The sequence below is a fragment of the Saccharopolyspora sp. MMCC62 genome, from assembly GCF_057736575.1.
Genome location: NZ_JBYKCM010000010.1, coordinates 21,812 through 39,028, shown reverse-complemented (window position 1 = coordinate 39,028; position 17,217 = coordinate 21,812). Strand labels below are relative to the sequence as shown.

Here is a 17,217-nt window from a genome sequence, read left to right as displayed (position 1 = left end):
GCTAGCACGGCAAGATCAACTGTCGGGAAGGTGGATCAGCACTGCGCCGCACGACCCAGCGGGTGCTGGGACGTGCGGCGCAATCGCGTTCGTGCGGCCGGATCAGCCCGCGAAGCCCGCCACGATGGACGAGTACTCCCACGGCTGCTGCTCGGCACCGCTGCAGCTGCTGACGTCGCCGCCGCCGTCGCACGGCCGGTCGCGGTTGACCGACCAGAAGGTGAAGCGGCCGAGGCCCTTCTCCTTCGCGTAGTCGGCCATCTTCTGGAAGGCGGCCACGTCGACGTGCTCGGCTTCCTGGTCGGTGTCGCCGTTCATCGAGGAGATGCCGACGTGCGCGTAGGCCGCGGCCTCGTCGTAGCCGAAGGTCGTCGCCACCTGCTCCTTGAGGGCCTCGGTGGTGGTGATCGTGTCCTGCGCCATGTCGGTGCCGTTGAAGTCGAACGGCATCTGCGTCCACACGTCGATGTCGGCGCCGATCTCGTTGGCCTTGGCCAGCATCGCCTTGCCGTTCTCGTTCGGCCCGGTGGTGGTGGTGCCGAAGGTGACGACGGTCTTGATGCCGGGGTTCGCCTCCTTCGTGATCTTCAGCGCTTCGATCACGCGGTCGCGGGAGGCGGGCGTCTCGACCTCGGTGCTCTCGATGTCGACGTCGATGGCCTTGAGGTCGTAGGCGTCGATCACCTTCTGGTAGGCGCCGGCCAGGGACTGCGCGTCGGTGCAGACCTCGCCGAGCTTGTTGCCGCTCCAGCCGCCGATCGAGGGGACCACGTCGCCGCCACCGGCGCGGATCTCGTCGATGGTGGCCTTGTCCTGGCCGTCCAGCGGGCGGGTGCCGTCCCACGCCGGGTTGCAGGTGCCGTCGGCGTTGATGAAGGCGAGCGTGAAGTCCTTGACCCCGCTGGCCTGCTGCACCTCGCCGGGCGCGGGCGGGTTGCCCCAGCCGTTGTAGAGGTAGGGCGAGGCGGCGACCGGGCTGTCGGCCATCGGCGCGACGTCCTCGTCGGCGCTGAACGCGGGCGCGGCGGACAGGGTGGCCGCGCAGGCGACGGCGACACCGGTACCGGCCAGGGTGAGCACGTTCTTGCGGAGCTTGCCCACTGGTCCTCCTTCGGGGTTTCCGTGTTCTGGGGCCGCGGTCGGGGGCCGCGGCACAGCGGGACTCTCGCAGAACCCGAAATTGGTTCGTACCACCAAAAGAATCATTCGCGTGGGCTCTTCGGGGCCTTGGCGGATCTTTACTGTCCTGATCTGTATCGGCCCTGGCCAGCGAATTGATGTGTCCACAAGGGAGTTTTTCCGGAGCATTCACGGCAGAATGGGAAAAGGCTGGGAAATTACCGTTTATCCGACTCGTTCTCCAGCGGTGGCGCCGTGCCGCGCGGCCCCGGCGGGCGGCACGGCACGGCCTCGCACACGGCCGGATCAGCCGGCGAAGCCCGCCACGACGGCGGTGCACTCCCACGGCCGCTGCTCGGTACCGCCGCAGGCGTCGGTGCGCTCGCCCTCGCACGGCCGGTCGCGGTTGACCGACCGGGAGGTGAAGCGGCGTCGATGGCCGTGAAGCCGTGGGTGTCGATCACCTGCTGGTAGGCCGCGGTCAGGGACGCCGGGTCCTGGCAGGTCTCGCCGAGCTCGTCGCCCGCCCAGCCGCCGATGGACGGGATCACGTCGCCGCCACCGGCTCGGATCTCCGCGATGGTGTCCCCGTCCGGGCCGTCCAGCGGGCGCCGGCCGTCCCGGGCCGGCGTGCAGGCGCCGTCGGCGGCCTTGATGAACGCGGGCGTGCAGCGCGTCTCCGACCTTCGTAGCAGTCCTCGTCGATCGCGAATTCCGGCCGCGTCGGTGCTGATCAGCGAGTCGTCGTGCGCTCGGAGGCGGTGGCGCGCGGCATCCGCGGCAGAGCGGGGATGCGCCATCCCCCCGAGTCGCGCGGCGTGGCCTGCGGGTTCGGCGTCGGTGCCCCGTGATTCCATCGGTGGCATGCCCGCCCCGAAGAGCGCCCCCGGTCGAGAGCGCGACACGTCCCGCCGCTCGGCCTCGGGTGAGCAGCACCGCCGCTCGGCACCGCTGCTGGTGCGCCGGTCCGGCGGTGCACAGCGGCTGAGCTGGGACGAGCCCGCGCGGCGGGTGCTGGACGGCGATGGCGGCACCGTGCGGGTGCTCGGCGGGCCCGGCACCGGCAAGAGCTCGCTGATCGCCGAGGTCGCCGCCGACCGCATCCTGCGCGGCGGCGCCGACCCGGAGAACGTGCTGGTCCTCACCGCAGATCGGGCCGCCGCGACCCGGATGCGCGCGCAGATCACCCGGCGGCTCACCGCGGGGTCCGAACTGCGCACCGCGCCGGAGCCGCTGGTGCGCACCGTGCACTCCTACGCGTTCGCCGTGCTGCGGCTGCAGGCGGTGCGCGCCGGTTCCGCCCCGCCGCGGATGCTCAACGGCCCCGACCAGGACGCGCTGGTGCGCGAACTGCTGGACGGGGACATCGAGGGCGGCGCGCGGCACTGGCCGGAGTCGCTGCGCGCCGCGCTGCCGGTGGAGGGCTTCGCCGGGGAACTGCGCGACCTGCTGCTGCGCGTCGCCGAACGCGGCATCGGCCCGAGCAGGCTGATCGAACTCGGGCAGCAGCACGACCGTCCCGAATGGGTGGCCGCCGGGCGGTTCGGCGTGCAGTACGAGCAGGTGACGCTGCTGCGCGGCGGCGGTCACGGTGGTGCCGAGCTGGACGCGGCGGAACTCGTCGCCCAGGCGCTGCTGGCCTTCCGCAACGACCGGGCGCTGCTGGCCGCCGAGCAGGACCGGGTGCGGCACCTGCTCGTCGACGACGCCCAGCACCTCGACCCGCAGCAGTTCGAGCTGCTGCGGCTGCTCGGCGGCACGGCGCGCGAGTTCCTGCTCGCCGGGGACCCGGACCAGGCGGTGTTCTCCTTCCGCGGCGCCGATCCCGGCTGCTTCACCGCCGCCGCGGCCGACCGCACCGAAGTGCTCACCACCGGGCACCGGATGTCTCCCGCGGTGCACGCCGCGGTCGGCAGGCTGATCGAGGGGCTGCCCGGCGCCGGACCTCAGCGCGCGCTGCGACCGCCGGACGGCGACGGCGGCTCGGTGCAGGTGCGGCTGCTCGGCACCCAGGCGCAGGAAGCGGCGTGGGTGGCCGACCAGCTGCGCCGCGCGCACCTGCTGGACGAGGTGCCGTGGTCGGACATGGCGGTGATCGTGCGCTCCACCGGGCAGTCGCTGCCGGTGCTGCGCCGCGCGCTGCTCGCCGCCGGAGTGCCGCTGGTGCTGCCGGTGGACGACGTGCCGCTCGCGCACCGCACCGCGGTCCGGCCGCTGCTGACCCTGGTGCACTGCGCGGCGAACCCGGCGGCGCTGGACCCGGACGCCGCCGAACAGCTGCTGACCTCCCCGCTGGGCGGTGCCGATCCGCTGGCGCTGCGCCGGTTGCGGCGCGGGCTGCTGCGGCTGCAGAAGGCCACCGGCGGGCAGCGCTCCAGCGGCGAACTGCTGGTGGAGGTGCTGCGGGACCGGGACCGGCTCGCCGGGCTGGAGGACGCCGCGGCCCGCCCGGCCCGCCGGGTCGCCGCGCTGCTCGCCACCGCCGCCGAGGTGTCCGCACAGGGCGTGGAAGAGGCGCTGTGGCGGGTGTGGAAGGCCTGCGACCTGGAAAGGCGCTGGGTCGCGTCCTCCGAGCGCGGCGGCATCGCGGGCGCGCAGGCGGACCGGGACCTGGACGCGGTGGTCGCGCTGTTCGACGCCGCCGCCCAGTACGCGGACCGCAAACCGGGCTCGGACATCGCCGGTTTCGTCGACGAGCTGCGCAAGCAGCGCATCACCGGCAGCAGCCTCGCCGCGACCGCCCCGGCCGGGGACGCGGTGTCGGTGCTGACCGCGCACGCTTCGGCGGGCCGCGAGTGGCAGGTGGTGGCGATCCCCGGCGTGCAGGAGGGGACCTGGCCGGACCTGCGGCTGCGCGGCTCGCTGCTGCACACCGGCCGGCTGGTGGACCTGCTGTCCGGGGTGGACGAGCAGGAGCGGGTGTCGGCGACCGCACCGCTGCTGGCCGAGGAGCGGCGGCTGCTGCTGGTCGCGGCAGGACGCGCGCGGCGGACGCTGCTGGTGAGCGCGGTGCGCGGCGAGGACGAGCAGCCGTCCCGGTTCCTCGACGAGCTGGAGGGCCTCGGTTCCGACGCCGAGCAGCGCCCGCTGCTGCGGCCGGAACGCGGGCTGGTGCTGGGCGAACTCGTCGCCGAACTGCGCAAGGTGGTGTGCGACGGGGAGGCCAAACCGGGCCGCCGGGAACGCGCCGCGACCCAGCTCGCCCGGCTCGCCCGCGCCGGAATTCCCGGCGCCGACCCGGATTCCTGGTACGGCCTGCCGGAGAGCTCCACCGCGCAACCGCTGACCGGCCCGGGCGAAGCCGTCCGCATCTCGCCGTCCACAGTGGATGTGCTGAGCAAGTGCCCGCTGCGCTGGATGGTGCAGCGCCACGGCGGGGAGGACGCCGCCGAACTCGCCTCCGTCACCGGGACCCTGGTGCACGCGCTGGTGGAGAAGGCCGCCGAAGGCGCCGACCGCGACCAGCTGCGCACCGCCCTCGACCAGGCGTGGCAGCAGGTCGACGCGGGCGCGCCCTGGTTCTCCCGGCACGAGCGGCGGCGGGTCGAGGGCATGCTCGACGCGTTCCTCGGCTGGCTGGAGAGCAGCCGCGGCGAGCTCACCCAGCTCGGCGTCGAACGAGACCTCGACCTGGAGGTGCCGAGCCGGGAAGGCGGCCCGCGGCTGCGGCTGCGCGGCCGGGTCGACCGGCTCGAAGCCGACGGCGGCGGCAGGCCCGTCGTCGTCGACGTGAAGACCAGCAAATCGGCGGTCAGCGGCGACGAAGCGCAGGAGCACCCGCAGCTCGCCGTGTACCAGCTGGCCGCCGCGCTCGGCGCGTTCTCCGCGGAATCCGGGGATTCCGGGGGCTCCGGGGATTCCGACGGCGACGACGAGCGCGCCGAACCCGGCGGCGCCCGGCTGCTCTACGTCGCCAAGCCCTCCCGGCAGGGCCCGTGGACCGAACGCGCCCAGGACGGCCTCGACGAGGAACGGCTGCGGGTGTGGCTGGACGTCGTGCAGGACGCGGGCGCCGCCAGCGTCGGTCCCGCCTACCTCGCCGCCGAGAACTCCGACTGCCCCCGCTGCCCGGCCCGCCCGTCCTGCCCCGTCCACCCGGAAGGCCGCCAGGTCGGGCAGTGATGGGGCGCCGCGGTGCTATGGCCTGCGTCACCCGCCCGGTGCTCCCGCGCGGGTGATCGGCCCGGCCGGTGGGCACGGCGACGCGGTGGTCGTGCACTCGCCGCCCCCGTCGGGCGGCCGAGCGGCCCGGCCCCCGGGCAGCCCGTCTGCGGGGTGAGATTCGCGATCACGTCGGTGCGGAGTTCGAAAGGGGGAGCGGCGGGCCGCTACGTTGGTGTGGATCCGGCAATGAAGGGGAAGTCATGGCGCAGCACTCGAACGGCCTGCACCACCACGGATACGTCGAGCGGTCCGCGCTGACCCACGCGTTGAGCGCCGCGGAACGGCGAATGCTCGACCCCGACGAGGTCATGCACTCGCCCGACGAGGTCGCGGCCTGGCTCGCCGGCACCCTGCGCGCCGCCATGGGGCTCACCGAGGACGAGGTCGCGTTCACCGACGAGACCGAGATCTGGCTCGCCGAATCGCAGCGCGGCGAGACGATCGTGACCGGCCTCAACGAGGGGCCGACGATCACCGCGGAGGCCGTGTACGACAGCAACTGCGAGTGCGAGCGGCAGCTGAAGCCGGTGTCCCCCACCAAGAAGCGCCGCTGACCCGGCCGGTGCGGCCGATCGCCCCGGCGGCCGCGGGATCGAGAACCCGACCCGGTACCGCCGACGGCGGGTGAACGGTCCACCGGCGCGGTCGGGCCGGGCGAGCGGGCCGTTGACCTGCGGTACCGGCGGGGCGCTCGGCCGCGGCGGCGGTGCGGAGTGCTAGAACCGGCGGGGAACCGGTGACGTGAGCGTGGAAGGGGATCGGGGCGTGTCGGAACTGCTGAGCCCGCACCGCATCGCCCAAGGGCTCGGGATGCACCCGCCGACGCCCGAGCAGGCCGCGGTGATCGCCGCCCCCGCCGAACCGGCGCTCGTCGTCGCGGGTGCGGGCGCGGGCAAGACCGAGACGATGGCCGCCCGCGTGGTGTGGCTGGTCGCGAACCGGTTCGTCACCCCGGAACACGTGCTGGGCCTCACCTTCACCCGCAAGGCCGCCCGCCAGCTGGCCGACCGGGTGCGGGCGCGGCTGCGGCGGCTCGCCGGATCGGGGTTGCTCGACGAGGTCGATCCGAGCGGGGTGCTGCGCGGCCAGGTCCTCGCCGAGGAACCGACCGTGCTGACCTACCACGCGTACGCGGGCAGGCTCGTCGGCGAGCACGGGCTGCGGATCCCGGTGGAACCGGGCGCGCGGCTGCTCACCGAGACCGCGTCCTGGCAGCTCGCGCACCGCGTCGTGTCCACCTGGACCGAAGACCTGGACACCGAGAAGGTGCCGGCCACCGTCACGAGCTACCTGCTGTCGCTGGCCGGTGAGCTCGCCGAGCACCTGGTGCGCCCGGACCGGCTGCGGGAGCACGCCGAACGGCTCAGCCGCCTCATCGAGGACGCGCCGCGGGCGAAGCGGCAGCGCGCCGAACTGCCCCAGGACCTCACGAAGATCATCGCGGCGCAGCGGCTGCGGGCCGCGCTGCTGCCGCTGCTGGAGGCCTACCAGCAGCAGAAGCGGCGTGACGCGGCGATGGACTTCGCCGACCAGATGTCGCTGGCCGCGCTGCTCGCCACCGGGCACCCCGAAGTGGTCGCGGGCGAGCGGGAGCGCTACGGCGCGGTGCTGCTCGACGAGTACCAGGACACCGGGCACGCCCAGCGCGTCCTGCTGCGCGCCCTGTTCGGCGGTGCCGCGCCCGGCACCGATCCGCTGCCGGTCACCGCCGTCGGCGACCCCGCGCAGGCCATCTACGGCTGGCGCGGGGCCAGTGCCGCGAACCTGCCGCGGTTCACCACGGACTTCCCGCGCGCCGAGGACGGCAGGGCCGTGCCCGCCCGGCGTTACGGGCTGCTGACCAGCTTCCGCAACCCGCCGGAAGTGCTCAGCCTCGCCAACGCCGCCTCCGCACCGCTGCGCGACGCCGGGCTGGAGGTCGACGAGCTGCGCGCCCGCGACGGCGCCGGGGCGGGCGACATCCGGGCCGTGCTGGTCGAGGACGTGCGCACCGAACGGGACTGGGTCGCCGACCGGATCGCCGAGCAGTGGCACGCGGTGCTCGACGAGACGGGGGCCCCGCCGACCGCGGCCGTGCTGGTGCGGCGGCGCTCCGACATGGCCGGTCTCGCCGGGGCGCTGCGGGAACGCGGGCTGCCGGTGGAGGTCGTGGGGCTCGGCGGGCTCCTCGACGAACCGGAGGTGCGGGATCTGGTGAGCGCGCTGCGGGTGCTCGTCGAACCGCTCGCCGGGTCGGCGGCGATGCGGCTGCTCACCGGTGCCCGCTGGCGCCTCGGCGCGGCCGACGTGGCCGCGCTGTGGGAGCGCGCCCGGCGGCTCGGCGCGGGCGCGCCCGACGGCGGCGAGGAGGTGGCCGACCAGCTGCCCGGCGAGCACGCCGAACAGGCCGGGCTGGTCGACGCGCTCGACGACCCCGGCGCGCCGGAGGGCTACTCGGCCGCCGGGTACGAGCGGATCCAGCGGCTCGGCAAGGAACTGGCCGCGCTGCGGCGCCGGATGGACCAGCCGCTGCCGGAGCTCGTCGCCGACGTCGAACGGACCCTGCTGCTGGACATCGAGAGCCTCGCCCGCCCGGTCGGGGCCGGCCGCATCCACCTGGACGCGTTCGCCGACGTCGTCACCGACTTCGCCACCGCCAGCCCGTCCGCCCCGCTGTCCGCGCTGCTGGACTACCTCACCGCCGCCGAGAGCGCCGAGGACGGCCTCGAACCCGGCGAGGTGGAGGTCGCCGACGACCGGGTGCAGGTGCTCACCACGCACGCCGCGAAGGGCCTCGAATGGGAGGTCGTCGCCGTCCCGCACCTGGTGCAGCAGGTGTTCCCCGGCCGCAGGCACTCCGGTTCGTGGCTGACCTCCGTCACCCAGCTGCCCGCGACGATGCGCGGCGACGCGCAGGACCTGCCCGACCTGGACCTGGACCGGCTGGGCGGCATGGACCGCAAGGAGATCGGCGACGAGCTCAAGCGCCACGACGGCGAGTTCGAGGACCGGCGGCTCACCGAGGAGCGGCGGCTGCTGTACGTGGCGCTGACCCGATCCGAACGCGTGCTGCTGCTGTCCGGGCACTGGTGGCAGGAAGGCGGCAAGAAGCCGAAGGGACCGTCGCCGTTCCTCACCGAACTGGCCGACGTGCTGCGCGGCAGCGGCGCGGGCGAGATCCAGCGGTGGGCGGACGAACCCGACGAGGACGCGGAGAACCCGCTCGCCGACGCGCTGCGGTCGATGTCCTGGCCCGCGGATCCGCTGGGGGAGCGGCGCAGCGCGGTCGCGGCCGGGGCGGACTTGGTGCGGGCCGCGATGGCCACGCCGGAGTCCGCAGTGGACCGAGCTGTGCCGGGCGGGATCGGGCGGACTGCGGTGGCAGCCGGGATCGCCCGCGCCGAACCCGAACTCCCGGCGGAGCCGGACTTCCCGGAAGAGCCGGACTTCCCGGCGGAACCCGAGTTCCTCGACGAACCCGATCCCGGCGGCGAGCCCGAGATCCCGCAGGCGGAACCCGGGTTCCACGGCGAACCCGACGACTTCGTCCTGCCCGAGGAACCCGACCTCCCCGAGGAGCCGGAATTCCCCGAGGCGCCGGACCTTCCCGAGGAACCGGAATTCCCGGACGAGCCGGGCTTCCCGGACGAGCCCGAATCCCCCGCGGTGGCCGCACTCCCCGGCGAACCAGGCCCGCCCGGCGACGCCCCCGACGCCGAGGCCGACCCGGAGGAGCTCGACTGGGCCCGCGACGTCGACGTGCTGCTCGCCGAGCGCGAGGCCGCCGCCCGCCGCCGCGAACAGGTCGTGCTGCCCGGCCACCTCTCGGTCAGCCGCCTCGTCGAGCTCGCCGCCGACCCGGAGGCGCTCGCGCGCAGGCTGCGCAGGCCGCTGCCGATGCCGCCGAACCCGATGGCCCGCCGCGGCACCGCGTTCCACGCCTGGCTGGAGCACCGGTTCACCTCCAGCGCGCTGCTCGACGTGGACGAACTCCCCGGTGCCGCCGACGAGACCGCGCCGCCGCGGGAGGACCTCGCCGGGCTCCAGGAGGCGTTCCTGGGCGGTTCCTGGGCCGACCGGGTGCCGCACCGCGTGGAGGTGCCGTTCGAAACCCAGGTCGAAGGCGTCGTGCTGCGCGGCCGGATGGACGCCGTGTTCGCCGACGCCGACGGCGGCTGGACGGTGCTGGACTGGAAGACCGGTGCGGTCCCCGCCGACGACCAGGTGCCCGCGCTGGCGGTGCAGCTGGCCGCGTACCGGCTCGCGTGGGCGGAGCTGGCGGACGTGCCGCTGGAGCGGGTGCGCGCCGCGTTCCACTACGTCCGGCACGACACCACGCTCAGCCCCGCGGACCTGTTCGACGGGGACGGGCTGCGCGCGCTGCTCACCTCAGTACCGGACGTGTGAGGCACGAACGGGTCGAGACCGTCCACGACACGGCTGAGATCCACACCTTCGGGTGGCGGATCTTGTCGTAGCCCGTTCGGACGCATGAACATTCTCGGGATGGATCAGAACACGGAGTGGAAGCTCAACACCCCGCCCGAGGCGGAAGTCGTCGTCGACACCGACGTGCTGTCGCTGCGCGTGCCGCTGGTCCGGGTGAGCCGCGACGCTGCGGGCACCTGGTCGTTCACCGGCCCCGGCGGCGAATCCCGGCCCACCAAGCGCACCATGCTCAACGCGGTCGTCGGCGCCTGGCCGCACGTCGCGGCGCTGTCCGACCTGGAACCGGGCGGCAGCGTCGTGTGGTCCTGGGCGAAGCACGGCTGGACCGGTGAGTTCGAGTGCCGCTGCGGCAACTGCGACCAGCCCGTCGCCGCCGACCTGGACCGGCGCACCTGGCCCCCGGACCTGCACCCGAACACGCTGATCAGCGTGGAGAAGACCACGCTGTCCGGGCAGGCGCCGCTCACCGACATCCTGTCCACCGCAGGGGGAATCGCGTTCCTCGGGCCCGGTGACCACCGGCGCACCAGCGAGCTGATGACCCCGGTCGCGGTCGCCAACGTGATCCGCCGCTGGCCGCACACCATGCAGGCGCTGCGGGCCGCGAAGGAAGGCCGCGGGCTGGGCTGGAACCCGCACGGGATGAACTGGCACGAGTACGTGCTGTCCTGATCGCCCCGAACCGGCGGCGGTGCCGACGGGGCCCGCCGCTGCGCGGGATCAGGAACCCGTCGGGTTCTCCGCCAGCTCCGGATCCCGTTGCAGCACCAGGGAATACAGCACTTCCTGCAGCCAGCGGCCGAACAGCGACGAGCTGAACTCGGGGGAGCGGTCCTCCGGGGGCAGCAGCACTTCGGACGGTTCCGCGCCGTGGTCGGCCACCACGCCGATGCCGTAGTAGTCCAGTTCGGTCATCGGCCACGGCCGGTACGGGTGTCCGCGCGGCAGCACGACGCTGCACGGCGCGAGCGTCATCAACGTGCCGCACGCCCGCGGCCCGTACTTCGCCTTGCGCACCGGGACGAGGATGCCCACGACGTCGACGGCCGCGACCGGCAGGTGGTCGTGCATGGACGGCTGCGACCAGGACCGGAACCACATCGGATCGTCCTCCGGGGCCCAGCCGTGCTCCCGGCGCCAGAGGTGCACGTCCCGCCGGATGCGGGTCACGGCCGCGAACCGCGCTCCGAGCACCTCGACGTGCGGAACCAGATGACCCTGCCAGCCGAGCGCGTCGGCGGCGTGCTCAAGCTGCTGCACCGGAAGATGGTAAACCGGTAGACCCGTCGTGGACTACGTCCGGTGGCTATTTGATTGCGCCCGAGCGAACTCGCAGGGCCCACGCGATGAGCGGTAGTTGCAACGGGAGCCTGCCGTAGGCGATGGCCCGCTGCGGCAGCGGTTTGCGCCGGAAGTCCCACGCCATCTGCACGTTCGCCGGGAACACGGCGATGAACAACCCGGCGGTGAGCAGCGCGCCCCACCTGCGCGTCCGCGGATGCGCCACCGCCGCCGCGCAACCGAGCTCCGCGACGCCGGACAGGTGCGTCCAGGTGCGGGCGGAGCCGGGCAGCTGCTTCGGCACGATGGAGTCGAACGGTGCCGGCTTCGCGAAGTGCAGCACCCCGGCGGTGGCGAGCACACCGGACAGCAGCTGCGCCGAACGGGGGAAAGTCATGCGCCGCAGCGTTGCACGATGCACCGCCTCCGGGCAATGCCCGTGGTGACCCGGAGCACGGGAGGTCTCGCGGTGCACGCCTTCCCCTCGGGTTATGTTCGGCGGCAGCAGATCCAGCGGAAATCGGGGGAATCGTGGGCGAAGACGCCGAAACCGGGCGCGAGGCGGCGCCGTGGTGAAGCGCGGCGGGACCGCTCGCGCCGGCCACCTGATCGGCGGGCGGATGCGGCTCCCGCGCACCGAACGGCTCACCGACCGGCCGGACCACACGCTCGTCGGCGTGATCCGGATGCCGGAGGCCGCGGTCAGCCCGGTGCAGTCCATCGTGCGGCGCATCATCGGTGCCACCCTCGCGCTGGCCGCCACCGTCGCCATCGTCTACGTCGGCCGCGACGGCTACCGGGACACCGCGGGCGGCGAGCTGAGCCTGCTCGACGTGGTCTACTACGCGACGGTGTCGCTGTCGACCACCGGCTACGGGGACATCACCCCGGTGAGCCCGCTGGCCCGGCTGGTCAACGTCCTTGTCATCACCCCGCTGCGAGTGCTGTTCCTGATCGTGCTGGTCGGCACCACCCTCGAGGTGCTCACCGAACGATCCCGGCAAGCGTTCAAGATCCAACACTGGAGGACGAAGGTGCGCGACCACGTGGTCGTCATCGGGTACGGGACGAAGGGCCGCTCCGCGGTCACCGCGCTGCTCGGCGACGGCGCCGACCCGCAGCGGATCGTCGTCGTGGACACCGATCACGCGGCACTGGAAACGGCGTCCTCGCTGGGGCTCGTCACCGTCAACGGCTCCGGTACCCGGTCCGACGTGCTGCGCGTCGCGGGCGCGACCCGGGCGCGCGCCATCGTCGTCGCCCCCGCCCGCGACGACACCGCCGTCCTCGTCACCCTCACCGCCCGGGAACTGGCGCCGAAGGCGCAACTCGTCGCGGCGGTGCGGGAAGCGGAGAACGTCCACCTGCTGCGCCAATCCGGCGCCGACTCCGTCGTCGTCTCCAGCGAGACCGCGGGCAGGCTGCTCGGCATGGCCACCACCACGCCGTCCGTGGTGGAGATGTTCGAGGACCTGCTGACGCCCGATGCCGGACTCGCCATAGCGGAACGCGAAGTCGAACCGCTCGAAGTCGGCGGCTCACCGCGGCACCTGCCGGACATCGTCCTCGGCGTCGTCCGCGACGGGAACCTGTACCGGGTGGACGCGCCCGAAGCCGACGCCATCGAGGACGGCGACCGGCTGCTCTACGTCAAGAAGGTCACCCCCGTCGAGCCGTGACCCGAGCCGAACCCCGGGCTGCGACAGCGTTTCCCGGAGTTCTGGCAACATTGCGGTGTGAGGCGACGAGGCGGTTCGGCATCGGTGGCGCTGATCCTGGTGGCACTGGGCCTGCTCGGGATCGTCGTGGTGGCGTTCTCCTGGTGGCGGCTGCCGAACATCGGCTCGGCCGACGGCGGTGCGCAACCGGCCACCGCGACCGTGCTCGAATCCACCCCGTGCGGCAAGGCGTCCGAAGGCGACCTCGTCGAAGTGCGGGTGGACGGCGAGACGCGGCAGCTGCGGCTGGACGGCTGCGGGCACACCGAGGGCCAGACCATGCAGGTGCAGGTTCCCGCCCGCGGCGACTCGGTCCGGCCCGGCGCCGGTGCCGAGAGCGGCGGATTGCACTCGCGCGCCAGCTGGGTGCTCGGCACCCTCGCCGCCATCGCGGGCGGCGGCTACGCCCTCCTGATCACCAGACCCCGAGCCCTCGGCTGACCGCTCGGAATCTCCGCTTCAGCTGCTCAGCACTGAGGTAGCGGAACCTCAGCGCCTTCCTCGCTGCCCGCGTTTCCGCGTGGCCGCGATTTCTCATGTACCGGTCCGTGCACAGCGAAATCGCCGTTTTCGCGAGGAAGCCGCTGAGAACCCGCGGGTGGTCCGGTTGCGTGCGTGGTCACTGCTCAGCGGCTTCGCCGCTGACGGGAAACGGACATGACCCACCGGGCAGGTCCTTGAGCGGCGCGCGTGGTGGGAGGGTCAGTCCACCTGGTCCGGGTCGGCGAGCCAGGTGTTGCACTCGGTGACGCGGTTCTTGTAGAAGCCCTGGTCCACCCAGGCCGTGTTGGTGGCGACGCTGCCGTGGTCGGGCTGCGGGTTGTACTCGTCGCCGCGGCCGCGGGCGTCGGCCAGCGCGGCGAAGATGATGTCGTTGTCCATCCCGCCGTTCTGGAACGACGCCAGCGCCATCCCGCCGTAGCAGGTGGCCTGCAGCTCGGAGCGGCGCGTCAGCTCCAGGCCCTGCGGGCTGGTGCCGTTCGCCTCGTACGAGGACTTCGTGTAGGCCTCGTTGATGCCGCTCATGCTCTGCACCGCGTGCCCGAACTCGTGCGCGAACTGGCCGAGGAACACGCCCGGCTCGGTGCGGCCTTCCTTGTCGGCGTAGTAGCGGGCCGTCATGTAGATCGTGTTGTTGCCGGGGCAGTACATCGCGGTCTGGTCCCAGGTGCGGGTGCCGCAGGGACTGGTGACGGTGCTGTCGGTGGTGACCACGGTCGGCATCCGCACCGGCAGGTTCGCCTCCTCCAGCGCCGGGGTCCACATCTCCATCAGGCAGGGCAGCGCCGCCTCGTAGTACGCGGACTGCGAGGCCGTGTCGGTGGCGAACGGCGGCAGCGGGCAGGGGGTGTTCACCGCGCCGTTGCCGCTGATGTTGATCGGGTTGTCGCCGAGCGCCGCCACCGAGTGCGCCGGGGTCGAGTCGACCGAGGCGGACGTGGTCGGCTCGGTGGAGCTGGTGGGTTCGGAGCTGCTGGTCGGTTCGCTGGTCGGCGCGGCGGAGGTCGTGGAGTTCGCCGAACCGTCGCCCGTCTCGCGCGCCGGGGTGGGGTAGTCGGCGGCGGTGGGGCGGTTGGTGAGCGCGTTGACGCTGATCGTGCCCACGCCGACCAGGAACAGCGCGGTGATCACCAGCGCCAGCACCAGGGCCCACGGCGACTTGCGCGGCGGAGGCGCGGGCGGGTGCCCGCCGGTGCGCTGCCAGGGCGGGGCGCCCGTCCACTGCTGCCCCGTCCACTGTCCGCCCCACTGCTGACCGGGCTGCTGGGCCGTCTGCTGGGTGCCGCCCCACTGCTGGTCGTCCTGGCGGGGTGCGTTCCACTGCTGGCGGGACCACTGCTGGTCGGGTTGCTGCGGAGGCGGCAGTTGCGGCGGGAGGTAGTGCGGTCCCGGCGCGCCACCGGATTCGGTCGGCGGCAGCGGTTGCGCGGCCGGCGGCGGGCCCACCGGGCGCTCGCCCCACGGGGGCTGTGGCTGCGTCATGACCGATCTCCCGGCTTCACCGACGACTGGAGCGCACCGAGCTTAGCGGTGCCGGGACCATGCCCGGTGCGCTGATCGTTCCGCTTCGGAGCGGGCGGGGGTGCGTCGGCGGTGCGCACCGGCGCACTGCGGTGCGCCGGAGTGGCCTGCGCGGTCCTGCGGGCAACGGCCCGCCCCGGCCAACGAGAGTCCGATGTGGACGGTCCGCCGGTGTCCGCGGCGCGGCCACCGCGCGCGGCTCGGCGGACCTCGGCGCTTCCCGTCATCGGTCGGCTCCTCCGCTGGTCGGCTGATCGGGTCGGACGGAGATCGAGCGTAACCAGGCGCGGCTAGGGTCGTGCCGTGTTTCGGAAACCGCGTGCGAGGCGAGGTGGGAAACCCTCGCCGACCTCGCTGCTCAGAGCCGCCGCGGTGCTGATCGCGGGGATGCTCGCGGCCGCCCCGGCCGCCGCCGCGCAACCGGTGAACGTGCTGCCCGGCACCGCCGCCACCGAGGTGCGGGCCAAGCTGGAACGGGACGGCGCGCTCACCGTCACCGAGCGGATCACCGTGCCCGACGGGAACCCGGTGCACCGCACGATCCCGCTGCGGCAGCCCGCCGCCGACGGCACCGACCGCGTGTTCACCCTCGCCGACGTGCGGCTCGACGGCGGGGACGTGCAGGTCGGTCCGGACGCGGCGCGGCTCGTCCTCCGGCCCGGTGAGGCGACGTTCCGGTACGCGGTCCGCGGCGCCGTCGCCGACGACGGGGAGTCCCAGGAGGTCCGCTGGTCGTTCTCCGGCGGCTGGGACGTGCCGGTCGACCGGATCTCCGCATCGCTGCTCGCCCCGCAGGTGCCGCAGGACATCACCTGCCTGGCCGGCCCGGTCGGCAGCGGCGAGCGCTGCGGCCGGTACGAGATCGGGCGCGCCCAGCAGGTGCATGTCCTCCAGTTCGGCCTCGCCCCCGGTGAACGACTGGTGCTGTCGATCCGGGTGCCCGCCGGTGCGGTGCCGTCCAACGCGGTCGTCGAGCGGCCCTTCGACCCGGCCTACGCGTTCTCGCCGAACCCGGGAGCCCTCGCGGGCGTCGTCGGGGTCGGGCTGCTGCTGGTCGGTGCGCTCGGGGTGCTGCGGTACCTGCGCCGCCGGGACGCCGGGGTGGCCGCCGCCGCGACCGGGCCGGTCGAGCTGCTGACCACGACCGCCGGGGGCACGACCTTCTCCTCGCCGGACGGGGTGCTGCCCGGCCACGTCGGCACCGTCCGCGGCGGCCGGGCGGAACTCGTCGACGTCGCGGGCACCGTCGTGGACCTCGCGGTGCGCAACTACCTGGGGATCGAGGAGCTCGACGGGGACTGGCGCATCGTGCGGCGCAACCCGGCGGACGGCGCGCTGCGCGATCACGAACGGGCGGTGCACGACCTCCTGGTGGGGGACCGCGATCAGGTGGTGCTCGCGGAGCTCGGTCGCGGCGACCTCGCGCCGGTGCGGGAGGCGCTCTACGCGGAGGTCGTCGAACGGGGCTGGACCTCGCGCAGGCCGGATGCCGCGCGGAACCTGCTCTGGTGGGGCGGGCTCGGCGTCGCTGCGGCCGGGGTGCTGCTCGCGGTGCTGCTGGCGCTCACCGGACGGCTGGGGCTGATCGGCATCGCGGTGGCCGTCGGCGGCGCCGTGCTCACCGCCGCGTCCCGGTCGCTGCCCGCCCGCACCACCCGGGGTGCCGTGCTGGCCGCGCACCTGCGCGGCCTGGGGGAACAGCTGGCTTCCGGAGCCGTGGACCCGCGCGCCGCCGATCGGGAATCGGGGTGCTTCCGTCCGCTGCCCTACGCACTGGTGCTCGGCGAGGCCGACCGGTGGCTCGCGGCGTGCGCCGAGCTCGGCACCGCGGACGCGCCCGAGGTGCACTGGTACCGCGCCCGCGGGGCGGCCGTCGACCTCGCGCACCTGCGGGACGCGCTGCCCGCCTTCGCCGACCGGTTGTGCACCTGCTTCGCCGCGTACCGGAAGCCGCCCGGTTCGCCCGAACCAGTGACCATCGGAGCGGCGTCGCGCTAAAGTGTCTTCCGTTCACTGGGGAGATCATCGGAGTCCAGAGGGGCCTGGGGATGGCAAGCGCAGAGGCGGGCGGCTTCGCCGCGGCGAAGGAAGGTCTGAAGGCGATCGGCGCCCAGACGCAGTCGATCAACCAACAGGTCAGCGCGGGCAAGCTCGCCCTCGACCCCCAGGTCGCCGAAGAAGCGGCCAAGCGGGTGGAAGAGGAGATCGAAGCGCTGCAGAAGCTGTACAAGCGCGCTGAGGCGCTGCGCAGCGTGCGCGGCCTGGGCGATTACCCCGATGGCCAGCAGTTGATGAAGCGCTTTCAGGACAAGGCCGCGGATGGGGACGCTGGCGCGCTCAAGCTGATTCGAGATCTTCAGGAAGAGCTGCAGAAGCAAGCAGATGCATTCAGGGGTGCGGCCAGAGACTACCGTGCCGTGGATGAACAGAACGCCGACGACATCAGGCGAGGTATGTAGTGAGGAAGATTTCTCGGCCGTTGGTC

Annotated in this window: 12 protein-coding genes and 1 pseudogene; 8 read left to right on the top strand and 5 right to left on the bottom strand. The window is 73.5% G+C overall.

The genetic code is table 11. The features are described from left to right. Nucleotides 1-102: 102 nt before the first annotated feature. Both AC29IT_RS22275 and AC29IT_RS22270 read right to left on the bottom strand, forming a co-directional pair. Nucleotides 103-1,101, bottom strand: coding sequence for a chitinase (locus tag AC29IT_RS22275; protein WP_488220003.1), 999 nt, complete (start codon nucleotides 1,099-1,101; stop codon nucleotides 103-105). Between the two features lie 449 nt (nucleotides 1,102-1,550). Next, nucleotides 1,551-1,787 (bottom strand): annotated as a pseudogene (locus AC29IT_RS22270) (chitinase); the annotation flags it as partial. 196 nt (nucleotides 1,788-1,983) lie between these two features. Here AC29IT_RS22270 and AC29IT_RS22265 point away from each other — a divergent pair. From AC29IT_RS22265 to AC29IT_RS22250, 4 genes are all read left to right on the top strand, one after another. Next, nucleotides 1,984-5,241 carry an ATP-dependent helicase gene (locus AC29IT_RS22265; protein ID WP_488220002.1) on the top strand — a complete coding sequence of 1,086 codons (3,258 nt, stop codon included), beginning with the start codon at nucleotides 1,984-1,986 and terminating at the stop codon, nucleotides 5,239-5,241. Nucleotides 5,242-5,483: 242 nt separating this feature from the next. After that, on the top strand, nucleotides 5,484-5,837 hold the full coding sequence (locus AC29IT_RS22260) for a hypothetical protein (RefSeq protein WP_358446930.1): 354 nt from the start codon (nucleotides 5,484-5,486) through the stop codon (nucleotides 5,835-5,837). A gap of 256 nt (nucleotides 5,838-6,093) precedes the next feature. Then, nucleotides 6,094-9,669: an ATP-dependent helicase gene (locus tag AC29IT_RS22255; RefSeq protein ID WP_488220115.1), complete on the top strand. Its 3,576-nt coding sequence runs from the start codon at nucleotides 6,094-6,096 to the stop codon at nucleotides 9,667-9,669. Between the two features lie 99 nt (nucleotides 9,670-9,768). Next, nucleotides 9,769-10,383, top strand: coding sequence for a hypothetical protein (locus tag AC29IT_RS22250; protein WP_358444783.1), 615 nt, complete (start codon nucleotides 9,769-9,771; stop codon nucleotides 10,381-10,383). A gap of 48 nt (nucleotides 10,384-10,431) precedes the next feature. Here AC29IT_RS22250 and AC29IT_RS22245 read toward each other — a convergent pair whose 3' ends face one another. Further along, nucleotides 10,432-10,971: a hypothetical protein gene (locus tag AC29IT_RS22245; protein WP_488220001.1), complete on the bottom strand. Its 540-nt coding sequence runs from the start codon at nucleotides 10,969-10,971 to the stop codon at nucleotides 10,432-10,434. Nucleotides 10,972-11,017: 46 nt separating this feature from the next. Further along, nucleotides 11,018-11,389, bottom strand: coding sequence for a DoxX family protein (locus AC29IT_RS22240; RefSeq protein ID WP_358444788.1), 372 nt, complete (start codon nucleotides 11,387-11,389; stop codon nucleotides 11,018-11,020). A gap of 223 nt (nucleotides 11,390-11,612) precedes the next feature. Here AC29IT_RS22240 and AC29IT_RS22235 point away from each other — a divergent pair, with 223 nt between their 5' ends. Then, nucleotides 11,613-12,671: a potassium channel family protein gene (locus AC29IT_RS22235; RefSeq protein ID WP_358444852.1), complete on the top strand. Its 1,059-nt coding sequence runs from the start codon at nucleotides 11,613-11,615 to the stop codon at nucleotides 12,669-12,671. Between the two features lie 57 nt (nucleotides 12,672-12,728). Continuing rightward, nucleotides 12,729-13,151, top strand: a complete 423-nt coding sequence (locus tag AC29IT_RS22230) for a hypothetical protein (RefSeq protein ID WP_358444790.1) — start codon at nucleotides 12,729-12,731, stop codon at nucleotides 13,149-13,151. Between the two features lie 261 nt (nucleotides 13,152-13,412). On the opposite strand, the gene AC29IT_RS22225 is transcribed toward AC29IT_RS22230, so the two are convergent. Next, nucleotides 13,413-14,693: a neutral zinc metallopeptidase gene (locus AC29IT_RS22225; protein ID WP_488220000.1), complete on the bottom strand. Its 1,281-nt coding sequence runs from the start codon at nucleotides 14,691-14,693 to the stop codon at nucleotides 13,413-13,415. A 411-nt stretch (nucleotides 14,694-15,104) separates the two neighbouring features. Between AC29IT_RS22225 and AC29IT_RS22220 the strand changes: the two genes are divergently transcribed. Continuing rightward, nucleotides 15,105-16,730 (top strand): DUF2207 family protein, encoded by a 1,626-nt coding sequence (locus AC29IT_RS22220; protein ID WP_488219999.1) that lies wholly within the window; start codon nucleotides 15,105-15,107, stop codon nucleotides 16,728-16,730. Between the two features lie 50 nt (nucleotides 16,731-16,780). After that, nucleotides 16,781-17,191, top strand: coding sequence for a hypothetical protein (locus tag AC29IT_RS22215; protein WP_488219998.1), 411 nt, complete (start codon nucleotides 16,781-16,783; stop codon nucleotides 17,189-17,191). Nucleotides 17,192-17,217 lie beyond the last annotated feature (26 nt).